The sequence below is a fragment of the Paenibacillus sp. B2(2019) genome, assembly GCF_008370385.1.
Taxonomy (GTDB): Bacteria; Bacillota; Bacilli; order Paenibacillales; family Paenibacillaceae; genus Paenibacillus_AQ.
Genome location: NZ_VTZR01000002.1, coordinates 893,689 through 908,659 on the forward strand (window position 1 = coordinate 893,689; position 14,971 = coordinate 908,659).

A 14,971-nucleotide genomic window follows, 5' to 3' on the forward strand; every position below is an offset into this window, starting at 1 on the left:
TGACTCATTGTTTATAGGCTGGTAGACAAATTTATGAATGGTATACTGGGAAAGAGTAATGGTAGAATTTACAGGGACAGATTTATGCATTTCAAAGGGGGACTTGTTGATGTACAACGTATTATTAGTAGACGATGAGATGCTGGATCTAGAAGGTATGAGACAATTTATTCCTTGGAATGAGCTTGGTATGGAAGTTGTAGAGGCAGCAAATAACGCGTTTACCGCGTGCGATATTTTAGATCAGCATGTTATTGATATTATCGTAAGCGATGTGAATATGCCGAATATGTCGGGCCTTGAGCTGGCTCGAATTGCTATAGAGAAAAAAAAGGATATACGCGTGATATTTGTAAGCGGTTACCAAGATTTTAGCTATGTTAAGCAAGCACTGTCACTAAAGGCGTATAGCTACGTCCTTAAGCCAATGGATGATAGTGAACTCATTGCTGCACTTCAGAAAGTAAGGCAGGATTTAGACGATGAACGTAAACGCCGTGATGTTGAAGAAGCCTATCAGCATATGATTCCAATGGCCAAAAATGATTTGTTGATACGCTTATTCGAAGGGGAATGGGAAGGGGAAGAGGGTAGCCAGGCCGGAATGTTGTCGCTTGTGAAGTCATACGGTTTGGATAAGCTGAATTGGCCTGTTCGTGTAGCTGTCTTGGAGCTTGACTACTTCAACTGGCTTCAAGGACAGGATAATCTATCTAAACATCAAATGGCTAAGGACTTCCTTTATGAAGTGAATAGAATAGGTCAGAAGCACGGAATGCCACATTGCTACAAGGTATCGTCCTATCGGATAGCATTATTAATTAACGAGCAGGAAATGGAAAAGTTCACTGAGGATATTTACGCCTCGATTCGTGCGAAGTTTCCAGTCACAATGACTGTAGGTGTAGGCAAACCTACATTTTCTATGGAACAGATTCATATTTCCTATCGACAAGCTATGGAAGCTGTGGACGGAAAAATGTTTATTGGCAAAGGCAATCTTATAATGTATGAGACCGTTAGCAGTGAACCAGGGATGATCGATGCTCGTATGTTAGATACCCGTATGGATACGCTGTTTAAAGCGGTGAAAGAGTATGAGTTAGTTCTTATTTATGATGAGATCGACAAGTTATTCCGCTCTGTAAGTAGTTTAAGATCCAAATTCACTATTCATAATCTGGCAATGTATATCATTTGGAAGCTGGATCAGCAGTTAAAGGATGTTAGTGAGGATTTATTTGAAATTTTAGGTATGGAAATACATAGTTTAGATGTTTTACACCAATTCGATACGATCAGTGATATTCGCTCGTGGCTCGTACTCAAAACGTTTGAGATCTCCGAGTACCTGCGTAGTAAATCAGATTCAGTGAACCATAAATTGATTAGAGAAATCATCCAAACGATGCAGGACAGAATGAGCGATAACTTTACGCTTAAAGATATTGCGCAGCAGTTCTCTTTCTCCCCTAACTATTTGGGCTATCTATTCAAAGAAGAAACAGGGAAAACGTTCAGTGAAGTACTTACACAGCTTCGTATGGATCAAGCAGGCAAGCTTTTAAAAGATCCGACCTGCAAAATCTATGAAATCGCTAGCAAGGTAGGCTATCGGTATCTCCCTTATTTCAGCAGACAGTTCAAAGAGGCTTATGGTATGACACCTATGGAGTATCGTAAGCGCGACAAGTGATGGGGGATGATGTTCTATGAAAATACGAAGAAGACATAAGTATGTGCCGATTGGGTATAAGTTAATGCTGACGTATATGTTTTTTATTATTATCCCTATATCCTTGATAGGGTTCGTCTCTCATTCCATGTATAATGATTCATTACGCGAACATATCAATACGAATATTAAAGGAACGTTATTGCAGATTCGTGACAATATTGATTATAAAATGGACGAAGTTACTCGAATATCAACGCAATTATACAGTGATTTTGATTTTTATCGGAATCTTCGGAGTTATGAGGAAGGCTGGGAAAATTACGATCGGATGTCTAAGAAGGTACTACCGAAGCTTGACGTAGCTATTCAATCTACAGGTGTGAAGATAGGGATGTCGCTATTCTTAAAAAATGAATCGATCCCTGAGATCTATTCGAATTCACTTGAGGGCTATTTGGATAATAGTAGCTTTTATCATCTCTACCACATGAAACGGATTGAAGGTAAGTCCTGGTATTATGATTTTCCAACTGAAAAATACGCTGAAACTATGAAATGGTGGCAGATCGAGAGCGATGTAGAGAATAATCGCATCTCGTTGCTCCGTAGACTAATTGATACATACGAGCCTCTTAAGCCTAAAGAGATAGGATTCCTGCGGATTAATGTAAGGATTCCAGATCTATTTGACAGTGTCAATTATACGAAGATAGGAAAAGGAAGTAATTTAATTATAAAGAACGAATTTGGAAGAACGATGTATCAATCGGGTGAACTACCGGAGAACTATACTAATGAAGCCGAGCTAAATAAGGATTACCTGACGATTAAAGAAACGATTATGGTTGCTAACCAAGCATGGCAATTAATCGCGCTTGTTCCGATTACAATCCTTGAAAAGGATGCAATGAAGGTACGTTTGTTTATTATTTTAATGTGTCTCATATGCTGTGTGGTTTTTAGCTTTGTAGGCATATTTATATCCCGTTATTTTTCGATTCGGATTAATAAGTTCGTATATGTGCTTAATGCCTATCGGGAAGGCGATCTTCACAAGCGTATTAAATATCGAGGGAAGGATGAATTCTCTCAGATAGCAACCGCGCTGAATGATATGGGTGAAAATATTGATATGTTGATTAAAGAGGTATATCTGACTCAGCTCCAGAAGAAGGAAGCGGAGCTTGAAATCTTACAATCGCAAATCAACCCACATTTCCTGTACAATACTTTGTCGTCTATTATTCAATTAGCGAAGTTTGGTCAAAATGAGAAGCTGCAGAAGATGGTACTGGAATTAGCGAAGTTTTATCGTTTAACGCTTAATGAAGGCCGTACGATGATTCCGGTTCCAACTGAAATTGAGCAAGCAAACGCCTATTTAGAAATCCAGAAAATTAAATATGGTGACCGCTTGGAGGTTATGTTTGATTTTGATACAGAGATCTGGCCTTATGAAACCATTAAACTGATTCTACAACCCTTTATAGAGAACGTGCTGAAGCATGCTTGGTGCGGCGATCACATTCATTTACGGATTGTAGGACGTAAGGAAGGCGATAATATTCTCTTCCGTATCATTGACGATGGTATAGGCATCAGACAAGAGCGTATTGATCAAATTTTTGATTCTAAGGGACATACAAATACAGGTTATGGCGTCCGTAATGTGGATCAACGGATTAAACTGCAATATGGACCTGAGTATGGCGTAAGTATTTTTAGTCGTGTGGGAATTGGAACATCGGTTCAGATCCTGATTCCTGCCAAAAAAAGAAAGTAAGCGATATTGCAGTGATGATATAAAGAAGGGGTCATTAAGCTAGCGATAACTAGCTTAATGACCCCTTTGATTATTCAAGTGAAAGTTAGAAACCTTTGTATTGAGGTTCTTCTGACTCTAATTCGGTTACCCGATTTTCAACCTGTGTAACGATTTGTTGTGTTTGCTCAGCTGCATTTGTGAATAAAGTTTTTGCACTTTCGTTTTGTGTTTCAAGTGCAAATTGCTCCAAGCTCGCTTGAGCGCCTTTTAAAGAAGATAAACATGTTTTAACTTGTGAGGCTACTGTCATTAGGTTTCTCTCCTCTGTTTTAAGTTTCTAGCATGACGTTTCCTATTGTCCTCAACCGTTACTTTAGTTATGCAGGAAAAAAATACAAGCTTTACACGTTAACCGATTTCCATAAATAAGTAGCCTAATTCAGGATTGAATGGACCTTTTTTGACAAATAATGAGTATTACTAAACAAGTGTTGATTTAAAAAAGGAGGAAAATTGTGATGCCGGAGTGGTTGGAGGTTGTAGTACGAACACTCTTTGCTGTGGTTGTGCTTTTCTTTTTAACTAAATTACTGGGGAAGAGACAAGTATCGCAGCTTTCGTTCTTCGAGTATATTACGGGGATAACCGTCGGCAGCTTAGCCGCCTATATTTCTTTGGATACGGATAAGTATTGGCATTTAGGACTCATTGCACTGATTGTATGGGTCGCTTGTTCTTTAGGAATTGAATGGCTTCAGATGAAGAGTAAAAAAGCAAGAGACTTCATTGACTTTAAGTCCACCGTTCTTATAAAGGACGGGAAAATACTCGAAGATCATATGAAAAAGGAACGTTTAACAACAGATGAATTATTGGAAGAGCTACGTAAAAAGGATGTATTCAATATATCTGAAGTGGAATTTGCGATTATGGAGTCTGATGGAGCGATTAATATTCTGCTTAAGAAGGAGTATCTCCCTCTATCGGCAAAAGACCTGGGTGTGAAGGTTGCCCCACAGAAAGAGTCACAAGCCGTCATTATGGATGGGAAAGTATTAGATAAACCGTTAGATACCTTAAATCTGACTCGCAGCTGGCTTGATGGAGCGCTAGAGAAAATGGGGCTAACCGTCGAGAATGTATTTCTCGCTCAAGTTGATTCTTACGGTGAGCTAACGGTCGATTTGTATGCCGACAACTTTAAAGTTCCACAGCCACAAGACAAACCACAATTATATGCTTTGCTCAAAAAATGTGAAGCTGATCTGGAAATGTTCAGTTTGTCGACAGAAAATGAAAAAGCTAAAAAAATGTATGAACAATGCTCAGAGCAATTGCAAGCATCTTTGAAAGTGCTAAAGCCTTTAATCCAAAGTTGATGTGCTAACAAACCTCATACCTAAAAGCAAGAAAGAACCGGTTTTTCGCATCGGTTCTTTTTTTCGTATACAGCTAAATGGAGTATGAAGTATAAACCTCGTAAACAATTGGCAAACTAAGCCAGATTCGCAAGTCATAACCCAGGAGGTATACAGCCTATGTCAGGAATTTTAGAAACCATTAAAGATCAACTGGAGGGATGCAGTGATGCGGTGTATCAATCCATTTCTGTTCATGGGCATACCTGTCTTTTGATCTATATACCTTCCATCATCGATTCTAAGACACTTCATGAAAGTATTGCTTTGCCACTAAAAACAGAAGCAGAAGCAAAGCTGGAATGGCCGAATTTTTTAGAACGGTTAGATCAAGGAATTGTTTTTCCTATCCAATATCTCAAGGCATTTGATTTACAGAAGATTGTAGATATGATCGTTGCTGGAAAAGTAGTGCTTTGTATAGAGGATCTTCCTTATGTTTATTATTTTGAAATTACCCAATATCAAAAAAGATCAGTGACCGAATCACAAAACGAACTTGTAGTGATTGGTCCCCAAGAGGCTTTCATTGAAGATATTGAAACGAATCTCTCTTTGATTCGACATAAAATTAAACATCCGGATCTAAAAACCATTCATTATTCGATTGGTAAATATACAAAAACTGATGTGTATGTGGTCTACATTGAAGGACTTTACAAAAAAGAAGTTCTTGAAGAGATAAAGCAGAAACTAAATGAAATAGATATTGACGGGATACTAGGGATTAGTTATATATCAGAATATTTAAGGGATGGTAACCTCACGCCATTTCCGTTATTTCAATATACAGAACGTCCTGATTCGGTGGCAGCTTCTTTAATGGAAGGCCGAATCGGAATCTTACAAGATGGCACGCCTACTGCAATGCTCGCTCCGACATCTTTTTTCACCATGCTGCAATCCTCTGAGGATTATTACCAAAGCTTTTATGCAGCAAGCTGGATTCGTGTTGTTAGATTTCTGTTCTCAATCATATCCATGATTCTTCCATCACTTTATGTAGCGATTACAACCTTTCATCCTCAAATCATTCCACCAAACCTGTTAATTACAATTGCTTCTGCGAGAGAGAACATTCCTTTCTCAGCGCTTACCGAGGCTTTAATTATGGAGCTTACCTTTGAAGCGCTTAGAGAAGCCGGGACTAGAATTCCGAAACCTGTAGGACAGACGGTTTCAATAATTGGGGGTATCGTTATTGGTCAGGCTGCGGTCCAAGCAGGAATTGTATCTGCTCCAATGGTTATTGTTGTTTCTATTACCGGAATTGCCACTTATATCATTCCTCATTATGAGCTAGGTCTGACTTTCCGGCTACTTCGTTTCCCGTTATTGGTAATGGGTGGAACGATGGGGCTGCTAGGGGTATATATTACAGCTTTTTTGATTTACGGACATTTAGCTAATTTAAGGCCATTAGGTGCTCCATATTTGCAACCTGTTGCCCCACTTGTGTTACAGGACTGGAAGGATACATTAGCACGCTTCCCCTCAAACTTTATGAAGAAACGCAGCAGCCTCTATACAGATAGGAATAAAAGGAGACAGAAAGAGAAATGAGAATCCTGAAGATAGGAGTGATTATAATCTTGCTCCTAAATATAACAGGTTGTTGGTCGTCGAAGGTTGAGCTGGATGAACTAACATTTGTATACGGAATGTTTATCGATAAAGGCAAAGAACCAAATACTATTGAAATTACGATTAACTCACCCTTGCCCAATCGTCTCAACGCAGCTGGACAACCTTCAAGTGGCGGTGGAGGAGACGGTAATACTTATTCTACCGTTTCTAAGACTGCAGGAACGATTGCAGATGCCATGCTGTTAATTCAAAAAGACTTAACACGTCAGCTTAGTCTTGCTCAATTAAAAGTAATTGTCTTAGGGAAGACCTATGCTGAACAAGGAATCAGCGAACTACTATTATGGATTGCAAGAGAACCAAGTCTTCCTCAGGGCGCTTTTGTTATGGCTAGTCCGGGAAGTGCAAAGGAGTTGAATACTTTAACACCTATTTACGAGCAACTACCCTCAGGTGTACTAAGGAACTTTGGATCAGAGAGATATTTGTTTTCAACTACGATTAAGGATTGCCTGTATGCAGAGGCATCCGGTGTTGGATTTGCTATCAACAATCTTTCATTTGGTAAAAAAGAAGAAACATCGAAAGATGGAAAGCCGGAATTCTGGGCAGGAATCCAAGGGGCAATGCTGTTTCAAAAAGATAAGATGAAAGGAGTTCTTAAGCTTAATGAGGGAAGGGCATTAGCTTGGGCGGCAGGCAGTCTTAAGCTGGCAGTTTACTCCGTCGATTGGGATGAGGGGAAAAGTGCCGCAAGTGTTGTATTTGTAAGCACAAAATCATCAAAGAAGTTAAATCAAACGGATAAAGGTCCTGTGTTCACAGTGAATTTAAAGGGGAAAGCTAGTGTTATTTATTTAAGGGACCCTAAGAATAGGGATGCAGAGGAACTAGGCCAAATTATCATTGCGAAGCTTAAAGAGAAAGTCTCTGATAATCTTAACGAAGCTATTCGTAATACCCAAAAAGCCGGTGCCGATATTCTGCAACTCGGATTGTTACTGGAATGGAACGATCCAAAGCAATGGAAACAGCTTAGAGAGCGGTGGGATAATTATTATGCTCAAGAGGCTGATATTAAAGTGAAGACAGATTTTAGCATTGTGGATTTTGGAACAGCAAAATAAGACGTTTAGAGGGAGAAGTTATGCAAACATCGAAATGGCAGCTGTTCCGTTTTTTTATTATATTCTTCAGCTCCCAAACCACTATTTTTTTGATTCCGACTATAATTGCTACTTCATCCTATCAAGGCTGGATTGCATTAATAGTGGGGTCTTTATTAGGGTTGATATTATTGTGGTTTACTTTCCGCGTCGGTATGCTGCGACCTAACCAGGCATGGGTAAGCTTTGGAAAAGATATCATAGGTAAATGGCCGCACAAGTTCATGCTTCTTTTGCTCATATGCTGGTGTGTTTATTATGCATCCTATGATATTGAGAACTTTGTACTATTCTTTGGTTCTAATTATTTGAGAGGAACTCCACCTCTGTTTATTCAATGTGTAATTGGGCTAGTGATTATGTATACGGCAAGTTTAGGCTTTACAACCATAGCGTATATGGCGGATGGGCTTTTTATTATTTTTTTCATAACGATGATTATTTTATTTAATTTATTTCTCCCAAATGCGGACTTCAATATGCTGCCAGCCTTCATTCATTATCATGATCCCGGGATTGCCCTGAAGGACTCTATTGTGGTCATGTCATGGTTTGGAGAATGGATTGTCCTCTTGTTTGTTGTGCCCGATCTGAAGCTTGAAGCGAAGATGCTGAAAAGATTAGTCCTTACGGGGATATTTGTCTTAGTAACTGTCTTAATTGGTTGGTCACTGACGATGATGAGTTTTGGTCCACATTTGGGTCAGGAACTGCAATATCCTTTCCTTGAATTGGTGCGTAGCTCCAAACAAGATAATCTGCTAGGTAATTCGGATCCGCTCTTAATTGGAATATGGTCGTCTTCTATGTTCATTCACAGCTCTTTTCTTATCTATGTAGCCTCTAGATGTGTATCCGGCTTGTTTAATACAAAAGCTAGAAAAATGTACATTCCCTTCTTAACAATAGCTTCAATAACGATAGCTTTTTTATATTCACGACACATAGGCAATTATTATAAACACTATAATAGTTATGCTATTGTTGTCATTTGGCTAATCGTTGAGAGCATCCCGATCTATTATGCCATCACGGCTTTCTTTCGATATCGGAATAAAACTGCGAAGTAAATGAAAATAGGAAGGGAAATTTAGGTTCTGCCTTTTTAATAGGCAGGGCCTTTTCTTGTGAATTATATATTGGGTACACTTTCTGTTATGATGAAAGGACTTATTACAATAATTTCCTCAGATTGGATGGTGTATTTACATGAATCTTCAAGAAGTTACTGAACTCATCAAATCTATTAGGACCAATCTAGCTAAAGTCATCGTTGGAAAAGAGGATGGAGTAGACCTGCTACTAACTGCATTACTTGCCAATGGCCATGTTCTGCTGGAAGATGTTCCGGGTACAGGTAAAACCTTGTTAGCCAAAGTCCTTGCAAAATCTTTAGATTGTACATTTAAGCGTATTCAATTTACACCTGACTTGCTGCCTTCTGATTTAAGCGGGATTAATTTTTATAATCAAAAGACAGGTGAATTTCAGTTTAGACCCGGTCCAGTATTTGCGAATATTTTGTTGGCTGATGAAATTAACCGTGCAACACCCAGAACACAATCCAGTCTGCTGGAATGTATGGAGGAGCGGCAGATCACGATCGATGGTGTGACTCATGGCCTAGAAGCACCTTTTCTCGTTATTGCTACTCAGAATCCGATTGATAACCAAGGTACTTTTCCGTTGCCTGAAGCTCAATTAGATAGATTTCTGATGCGGATTACTACAGGGTATCCTTCATTTGACGAAGGGATTCATATTTTGCAGCGTTTCCGTGAGAATAATCCACTTGAAGAGACTTTTGCTGTGGCTGCCGCTCAAGATATACAAGCTGCGCAGCGGTTGGCTGCTTCCGTGAGTATTAGTGATGATTTGCTAGCCTATATCGTTCGGATTACGGAAGCTACTCGCAAATCTGCGGCAGTAAAACTAGGGGCGAGTCCACGTGCAAGTGGAGCATTGCTCAGATCATCTCAAGGATATGCTCTAATCCAAGGCAGATCTTTCGTTACACCAGATGATATTAAAGCCGTAGCTGTTCCGGTGCTTGCCCATCGTCTGCTTCTACATCGTGGATTGGGTTCAAAAGAGGGACAGGCCGCGGAAATTGTGTTACAAGTGCTTCGTGAGGTAGAGGTGCCCACTGAACTAGTTACGTCCTTAAGAGGCGGAAAGGTGGAATGAGCTATGGCTTTGCCTTGGTTCATTTTTATTACAGTAGCTCTCCTGTTCCTTCTTGCCGTTATCTATGAACGGAATGGTCTGAAAGCGCTTAGTTATACTCGGTATTTTTCAACGAAGGTCGCTTATGAAGGGGATCAACTTGAGATGATCGAGGAGATCGTTAACGCGAAACTTCTGCCATTACCATGGCTTCGACTGGAATCTAGTATTGCAAGAGGCTTGGAATTTGGAAGTCAAGATAATCTCGGCATTAGCACGGGTGAAATCTACCAGAATCATGTCAGCTTGTTCTTTCTTAAATCTTACCGTCATATTAAAAGGCGTCATCAAGTAACTTGCGAACGGCGTGGGATATACCGTTTGGAGTCAGTCACCATGACCACTGGAGATCCCTTTGGATTGATCCGGAAAAATAAAACGTATCCTCTCCAATTAGAGTTATTAGTCTATCCTAATTTGCTGAATCTAGACGATCTTCCGCTACCGATACATAGCTGGCTTGGTGAACTTCCAGTGAAAAGATGGATCGTAGAAGATCCTTTCCTGACTGCAGGTATTCGCGAGTATAGCTCAGGAGATTCTATGGGACTTATAAACTGGAAGGCTACAGCGCGCACAGGGACTATGCAGGTACATAAGAAAGACTACACTGCGGATTCCAGGCTCGTCATTTGTTTGAATATAGAGGACAGTGATTCCATGTGGAGAGCGGTAACGGATGTGGTGCGTATCGAGCAAGGGATAAGATATGCTGCCACTATCGCCGAATACGCCATGCGCCATGGAATTGAGACGGGAATTATCTGTAACGGCAGATTGGATAACGGGGGCGAAAGAGATCCTGTTGAAGCAGAGCCTATGTCTGAGCTGGAAGACTTGCTAGAGCTGTTAGCTAAGCTGGAGCTAGACAGAACGCTTCCTATGAGTCGATTGCTAGCCCTGCAGGCCGAGAGTGGAATAAGTGATACAGACTTTCTGATCATTAGCTGTCATAGAGGAGCAGAATTACAAGAGGCTGCTGACCTCCTATTGGTGTTGGGCAATGGTATAGAATGGCTGGATATTCCGGAACAGGGAGGTGAGAGCGCATGAAACTTCCGTTATCTGGTTACGTATGGAATACGGTCAAACTCTGGATATACTCTATCCTGGAACTATTATTAGTTTTACCTGTATGGATTCTGTTTCAGGTTTATGTACTGCCCAAGCAAGTTGAACCTATGTGGCTGACTGCCATACCACTAATATCATTAGTAGGTATTTTGCTACGAAAACAGTGTAGTGTTAGATGGAAGCAACTGCTGGCTGCTCTAATCCTTGGGACGGTGGTTGGGGCTTTGTCAGCAGGAAGTCTGTCTATCGAGAGTCTGCCTTTAGGTGTCGCAGGTTTTATATGCGCTTTTCTCGGAATGACTGCTGACTCTCGAGATCAGTCCAGTAAGAAGTATTGGATAGGTATTGTAATCTATTTTGTTGCGACCATTGTCTTTGGGAGAATTCCCGATTTGGAGGAAAGTGTTACACTACTGACCTGGTGCGGTAGTCTGTGTCTATTGCTCACATTATTTATTTCTAATAGTAGCTATTTACAATATAGTACGCTTTCACAAGAGGGTAAAGCTTTGCCAAAAGGATTACAAAGGAATAACCGTATTTATGTCATTGGAATAGGAATTGTTGCGGCCGTGTTAGCGGCAGGAGTCGGAAAAGCTATAGGGACACTGCTATGGAATATGGTACGCTCGTTCTTCGAATGGATTAGTAATTTATTCTCTGGGTCAAGTGAGCCGCTACCTCCGCCAGTTGAACAGCCTCAAGCGAGTCCGGACCTACCTTTTGTTGGGGATGAAAAGCCTGGTCTACTAGCTGCTATATTAGATGTTGCTTTATATGTTGCTGGAGCTGTGTTATTGGGCGTTGCAGCTTATTATGGACTTCGGTGGTTGTATAGAAATGCCGGTGGGAAATTAAAGAGAGCCATGGATGCCTTGCTATCCATGCTGCGCAGGGAACATACTCCAAAGGACAATACAACTTATCTTGATGAGGAAAAAAGTGTATTTACATGGGAGCAAACGCTTCAAGGTCTAAAGGATTTCTGGAGTACTCGCCTTACGCCAAGACATCGAAAAGACCGCTGGGAGCAGATGAATAGTGAAACGGAGCGTGTTCGTTGGTTATATCGGCGTTGGCTTCATTTGAAGCACGATCATGGTTATGAAGTTAAGAGTTATCTTACGCCGAAGGAAACAGAAGACGATATTTTAAAATGGACTGCTCTTAACAAGGTTAAACATAAGGGCGAAGAACATACGGTTCATACGTCGAATTCATTGATTGAATTATATGAAAAAGTTAGATATGGAGAAGAAAAACCTTCTGCTAATGATGTGGCTGCATTGAAAGATAAATTGAAATTATAGAATAGAATATTCTTCAAATTCATGCAAATAGGAACAAATAGGTTACAAACGCTTCAAAAGTGTTACAACATGGATACAATTGGTTTTGTACTTACCACTATAATAATTCTAGCAAAATATTCGTGGAGGGAAGTAAATGAGAAAGCATAGCAGTACATATGTTGTTTTACTATTAAGTACCTTTGTCATCAGTCAATTGACTGGCCATACCGCTTCAGCGGCACCAGCTAATGCTGTTCGTACCAATCCAGCTGTAGCTGCGGCGACAGTAACACCCCCTAGTAATCTGGGTTCCATTTCATTAGGAGCAAATATCAAAGCTACATTAGAAGATGTCAATATTTGGTCACAATCTGGTGGAAATATTTTAACCTATACCCTGAATTATTCGAATGGGAGCAGTAAAAACGCGAACCTAATGTATTATTTTTCGAGAGTGACGACGCCAGGGGGTTCTGTTATTCCGGGTAACCCACTGAGCGCTGACGCGACTAAGAAGAAGATTGGTGCTAAAGAAAGCTTGCGGGTTACATATTACGTCAACATAGGCAAGACCAATTCGTTAAAAGGGATTAAGATTCCCATGTATGTATGGGATTCCAAAACCAAAGGTTATTTAAAGCATGCAGGAAGTTTTACTGTACCAGCTAATTATTCCCCAACTGCTGTAAATGGAAAAAATGTTAGCACCACAATGAATGACATTCCTGTCATCGCCAAAAGTGAGTCCTTGGAGCTCTATAAATATAATGGGAAAGTTTATGCCAAGGTGGGTATAAGCCTGACCAATAAGGGCAGTAAGGTACTCAGTGATCCGGGTTATGCGGCTTATTTACTCTCTGCAGGTGGCAGTTCGTATGAATTAGCACTTGATCGTTCTCAGATTAGTTACAAGATTCAGCCGCAGGAGAAGAAGACTATCTATTATCTTGCCGAGATTCCTCCTTATATGAAGACGGATAATATGAAGCTGCAATTTACGCAAAAAGATGAAGCACTGAAGCTTGAGATCGCTAAATCCTCGTACAAGCTACCGGCAGCTACAACCCCTAATTTGGTGGTAGGTAAAGGTGTGACCAAGAAAATCACCATTAATAATAATCCGATAGAAACTCAGTTAAACAACGCAAACGTATACGCTGAGAATAATAAAGGGATTTGGACCTTCCAGCTTCGTGTGAAAAATGTAGGGAAGACGGCCGTTACGTTGCCAACGTATGAGCTTGCCGTCAAATCTTCAACAGGGACAACCTTTCCGATCAATGCGAAGGGATTGAGCGGCTTAACCATAAAACCTTTGGAAGAAAAAATCATTCCACTTACCGCACAAATTCCGCTTGAGGTTGAGCAGAGTTCGCTGCAATTGCAAATGATAGAGGCTGTTTCAGCTCCAGCTAATACAGATACGGGCAGTACAGGTGAGGGAACAGGATCTGAAGGGAATAATGTCAGTACGGGTAATACAGCTAAGCTGACAGTACCAATTGCTTACTACACAATTTCCTATACACTTCGGCCAGAGGTTCAAAAGGGCGTGGAGTATAGTGCATCCAATGAATATGGTTCGTTCACTTATAACTTGCTGTCTTTGCAGCGCTTTCCTTGGAAAGATGATGACATCGTTGTTGCTAGAATAAATATTAAGAATTCGCAATCGGTGGCTTTAACACTTCCAGAATTAAAAGGATCTGTGCAAGTAGACAATGACGATGTGTCTTCTTCTACAGAACTGTTTATGGACAAGGAAACCTCGACGATTGCACCAGGAAAAAATGCGGAAATCTATGTATTTGCCAAAATCCCTTACACGCAAGAGTTCGATAAATTAAAAGTGAACCTCTTTACAACGGTAAAAGAAGAGAAGAGCTCGTTCCTGTCGCTTAGCACGAACAGTACGATGAATGCTGTAGCGACTATTGAACGTGGGGGAAGTTATGCAATCACTGGTAAAGGCAAGAACGCTAGTGTTCAAGAGAACAAAACAATTATTTATGAAGGTCTCAATTCTAATATTGTATATACAGAGCTACTGCTTAGCAGTGAGGAAAAAAGACAAAGCAAAATGGCTCGCCTTCAGGGTTACTTTAAAACGGGAGATGGCCAGCTATTCGAAGCTACAGTGAATCAGCCAGATACTTCAGCTACACCTGGTGGTAAGCAATTAATAACGTACTGGGCAAAATTGCCTAAATCCGTTATTCCATCAGACGTAAGCATGTATCTAGGTCCAGGAATTACTGGGAATAAGCTGTCTGAACCTGGTCAGGAACCAACGGGATTCATTAACATTGCTTCATTGAGTCTAAATCCAGTTTCTACTCCACCGGAGAATAACTTGACGAAGGTTGCGCTATATCCGTACACAATGTCTGTTCTGAGTTCGGAAGGGCGATCGATGCAGGGCAGTAACACTATAGATATCGTAATGAATTACAACTTACTTCGTGACAGTACCTATGACATGGGAACCTTCACTCATAAGCTGGTGCTCAAAATGACAGATCCATATGGTCTATCACAGGAACGAAGCTTGAACATCGGTACTGAACTTCTTGAAGGGAATAACAACTCCTATACTGCAACATTTACCAATAATATGTATAAAAACTTGTCAGGTGGCGCCTACAGAATCACACTGTATGATGAGTTCCAAGGAGAACGGATCGAGCTGGCCAGCCAGGCATATAGCATAAAGATTGATAGAACAGTAACTGAGAAGTAGGAATTCATATCTATTAATGTACGAG

The 14,971-nt window shown here is 40.5% G+C and carries 11 protein-coding genes; 10 read left to right on the forward strand and 1 reads right to left on the reverse strand.

Going from position 1 to position 14,971, the window contains the following annotated elements; translation table 11 throughout:
- Positions 1-109 precede the first annotated feature (109 nt).
- Together PAENI_RS04520 and PAENI_RS04525 are read left to right on the forward strand one after the other, a co-directional pair.
- Positions 110-1,696 carry a response regulator transcription factor gene (locus tag PAENI_RS04520; protein ID WP_042187852.1) on the forward strand — a complete coding sequence of 529 codons (1,587 nt, stop codon included), beginning with the start codon at positions 110-112 and terminating at the stop codon, positions 1,694-1,696.
- A gap of 16 nt (positions 1,697-1,712) precedes the next feature.
- Complete coding sequence (locus PAENI_RS04525) at positions 1,713-3,461, forward strand: sensor histidine kinase (protein WP_149644378.1); 1,749 nt, start codon at positions 1,713-1,715, stop codon at positions 3,459-3,461.
- A gap of 85 nt (positions 3,462-3,546) precedes the next feature.
- On the opposite strand, the gene PAENI_RS04530 is transcribed toward PAENI_RS04525, so the two are convergent.
- Positions 3,547-3,753: a DUF1657 domain-containing protein gene (locus PAENI_RS04530; RefSeq protein ID WP_036678243.1), complete on the reverse strand. Its 207-nt coding sequence runs from the start codon at positions 3,751-3,753 to the stop codon at positions 3,547-3,549.
- A 208-nt stretch (positions 3,754-3,961) separates the two neighbouring features.
- Between PAENI_RS04530 and PAENI_RS04535 the strand changes: the two genes are divergently transcribed.
- From PAENI_RS04535 to PAENI_RS04570, 8 genes are all read left to right on the forward strand, one after another.
- Complete coding sequence (locus PAENI_RS04535; protein ID WP_076298929.1) at positions 3,962-4,822, forward strand: DUF421 domain-containing protein; 861 nt, start codon at positions 3,962-3,964, stop codon at positions 4,820-4,822.
- 159 nt (positions 4,823-4,981) lie between these two features.
- Positions 4,982-6,424, forward strand: coding sequence for a spore germination protein (locus PAENI_RS04540; protein WP_149644379.1), 1,443 nt, complete (start codon positions 4,982-4,984; stop codon positions 6,422-6,424).
- Complete coding sequence (locus tag PAENI_RS04545) at positions 6,421-7,575, forward strand: Ger(x)C family spore germination protein (RefSeq protein ID WP_149644380.1); 1,155 nt, start codon at positions 6,421-6,423, stop codon at positions 7,573-7,575. The genes PAENI_RS04540 and PAENI_RS04545 overlap by 4 nt, the downstream gene beginning before the upstream one ends.
- A 20-nt stretch (positions 7,576-7,595) precedes the next feature.
- A complete protein-coding gene (locus tag PAENI_RS04550) occupies positions 7,596-8,684 on the forward strand; it encodes a GerAB/ArcD/ProY family transporter (protein WP_149644381.1) in 1,089 nt (362 codons plus the stop codon).
- Positions 8,685-8,823: 139 nt separating this feature from the next.
- Entirely contained in the window at positions 8,824-9,801 is a 978-nt protein-coding gene (locus PAENI_RS04555; protein ID WP_149644382.1) for an AAA family ATPase, read from the forward strand.
- A gap of 3 nt (positions 9,802-9,804) precedes the next feature.
- A complete protein-coding gene (locus PAENI_RS04560; protein ID WP_149644383.1) occupies positions 9,805-10,893 on the forward strand; it encodes a DUF58 domain-containing protein in 1,089 nt (362 codons plus the stop codon).
- Positions 10,890-12,224 (forward strand): hypothetical protein, encoded by a 1,335-nt coding sequence (locus tag PAENI_RS04565; protein WP_149644384.1) that lies wholly within the window; start codon positions 10,890-10,892, stop codon positions 12,222-12,224. The genes PAENI_RS04560 and PAENI_RS04565 overlap by 4 nt, the downstream gene beginning before the upstream one ends.
- 136 nt (positions 12,225-12,360) lie before the next feature.
- The gene (locus PAENI_RS04570) at positions 12,361-14,946 is read left to right on the forward strand and encodes a hypothetical protein (RefSeq protein ID WP_149644385.1); all 2,586 of its coding nucleotides are present in this window, start codon (positions 12,361-12,363) and stop codon (positions 14,944-14,946) included.
- Positions 14,947-14,971 lie beyond the last annotated feature (25 nt).

Bases quoted from the DNA above. Each gene is read 5' to 3' on its own strand.
- PAENI_RS04560 (WP_149644383.1), top strand. From the start codon at position 9,805: ATGGCTTTGCCTTGGTTCATTTTTATTACAGTAGCTCTCCTGTTCCTT.
- PAENI_RS04545 (WP_149644380.1), top strand. From the start codon at position 6,421: ATGAGAATCCTGAAGATAGGAGTGATTATAATCTTGCTCCTAAATATA.
- PAENI_RS04540 (WP_149644379.1), top strand. From the start codon at position 4,982: ATGTCAGGAATTTTAGAAACCATTAAAGATCAACTGGAGGGATGCAGT.
- PAENI_RS04535 (WP_076298929.1), top strand. From the start codon at position 3,962: ATGCCGGAGTGGTTGGAGGTTGTAGTACGAACACTCTTTGCTGTGGTT.
- PAENI_RS04565 (WP_149644384.1), top strand. From the start codon at position 10,890: ATGAAACTTCCGTTATCTGGTTACGTATGGAATACGGTCAAACTCTGG.
- PAENI_RS04550 (WP_149644381.1), top strand. From the start codon at position 7,596: ATGCAAACATCGAAATGGCAGCTGTTCCGTTTTTTTATTATATTCTTC.
- PAENI_RS04520 (WP_042187852.1), top strand. From the start codon at position 110: ATGTACAACGTATTATTAGTAGACGATGAGATGCTGGATCTAGAAGGT.
- PAENI_RS04570 (WP_149644385.1), top strand. From the start codon at position 12,361: ATGAGAAAGCATAGCAGTACATATGTTGTTTTACTATTAAGTACCTTT.
- PAENI_RS04555 (WP_149644382.1), top strand. From the start codon at position 8,824: ATGAATCTTCAAGAAGTTACTGAACTCATCAAATCTATTAGGACCAAT.
- PAENI_RS04530 (WP_036678243.1), bottom strand. From the start codon at position 3,753: ATGACAGTAGCCTCACAAGTTAAAACATGTTTATCTTCTTTAAAAGGC.
- PAENI_RS04525 (WP_149644378.1), top strand. From the start codon at position 1,713: ATGAAAATACGAAGAAGACATAAGTATGTGCCGATTGGGTATAAGTTA.